Raw genomic sequence first — 1,661 nt, 5'->3', positions numbered from 1 at the left:
CATTTAGGTTGGCACGAGCCTCGTTGGCGGCCCGGGCCACCGACCGGGACGCGATGCGATCTCTGTGAAGTGAGTGGTCGCCAGCGGGGCTGTGTCTGGTCGATGCGGTGTCCTTGTTCGGGAACTTGGAGCCCCCGGGTTGGGGGACTTCTGCTTACAGAATGTCTGGGCCGTGGCCGTGCCGGTCAGTCACGTGGTGATCCGAGGGAACCGATCCGACTGAGGGGAGTTTCGATGGTGTCGATGACGCTGGGGATCGACGTGGCGTGCCGCGCCGAGCACCAGGCGACCTTCGCGGTGAACGGAAGACCGGTGTGGCGCGGCCGGAAGTTCTTCACCCGCCCGGCCGAGCTCGAGCGGCTCTGGGCCGACCTGGATCTCGATGATCCGGCCGAGCTGACGGTGGTGCTCGAGCCCACCCGGAACGCCTGGATCGTGCTGGCCCAGTGGTTCCGGCGGCGTGGCGCCCGGGTGGTGATGGTGCCGACCACCCAGTCGGCGGATCTGCGGGCCTACTTCTCCAAGCACACCAAGAACGACCGCCTCGACTCCGAGGTGCTGGCTCGTTTGCCGCTGCTGCACCCCGAGGGGCTGCGGGAGTTCACCGGCAACGGGTCGGCAGATCCGTTGCGCCGGCTGACCAAGCAGCGTTCCACGATGGTCAAGCGCCGCACCGCGGTCTACTCCCGCATCGACGCTCAGCTGGAACTACTCGGCCCCGGCTGGTACGCGGTCCTGGGCTCGGACTACGGCAAGGCCGCCCTGGCGTTCCTGGCCCGCTACGCCGACCCGCATGCGGTGCTGCGGCTCGGTCAGGCCCGGCTGGCTCGGTTTCTGCAGGCCCGCTCACGCGGCCAGTACGGTCCCGAGCCCGCCCGTGCGCTGGTCGCCGCCGCGAAGGAGACCCTGCTGCTGTGGGGGCCGGATGGGATGGACTTTGCCGAGCTGGCCGCCGACATCGCCGCGGAAGCCGAGCAGGCGATCTTCCTCAACGGCCAGATCAAGGAGATCGAGGAGCGGATCGCCAACCTCTACGCCGAAGCCGACCCAGAAGGGATCATCGCCTCGGCTCCCGGGGTAGGGCCGGTAACCAGCGCGGTGATCGCCGGCCGGGTCGGGGACCCGCACCGGTTTACCAGCCTGGCCGCGATCCGTGCCTACTCCGGCCTGGTGCCCAAGACCAGCCAGTCCGGCACCCGCGACCCGAACCTGGGCCTCACCAAGGCCGGCGACCCGCTGCTGCGCGAAGCCCTGTTCATGGCCGCCGACCACGCCCGCCTGGTCGACCCCCAGCTGGCCGCCAAGTACGTCCGATTGATGTCCGGCGACCGGCACCGCGACTCCGCGGTCTGCCACCTCGCAGCCAACCTCCTCACCCGGATCGCAGCCTGCTGGCGCACCGGCCAGCCCTACGTCATCCGCGACGTCGACGGACGCGAGATCACCGAAGCGGAGGGCAAGGCCATCGTCAAAGCCCGCTACAAGATCGACCAGAAGAAACGAGTCGCCGCCGCAGGCCGCCGCATGAAGCAACGCCGCATACAGGCAGCGGACCGGGAGTCACAGAAGTCGCTGAGCGCTCCAACATCCCGGCCCGCCACCACCACCGTAGACACCACCCAAATCACTGTCGAGGTGGCTTGAAGTTCCTTAGGAACTCA

The 1,661-nt window shown here is 68.5% G+C and carries 1 protein-coding gene; it reads left to right on the top strand.

Translation table 11 applies throughout. From position 1 onward, the window contains the following. Positions 1–243: 243 nt before the first annotated feature. Positions 244–1,644 carry an IS110 family RNA-guided transposase gene (locus tag ISU10_RS22650; RefSeq protein ID WP_228501807.1) on the top strand — a complete coding sequence of 467 codons (1,401 nt, stop codon included), beginning with the start codon at positions 244–246 and terminating at the stop codon, positions 1,642–1,644. Positions 1,645–1,661: the final 17 nt, after the last annotated feature.

The organism is Nocardioides agariphilus (assembly GCF_015352445.1).
In the GTDB taxonomy this organism is placed as follows: domain Bacteria; phylum Actinomycetota; class Actinomycetes; order Propionibacteriales; family Nocardioidaceae; genus Nocardioides; species Nocardioides agariphilus.
The sequence above is the reverse complement of the archived record's forward strand: the minus strand, read 5'-3'. Positions and strand labels throughout refer to the sequence as shown.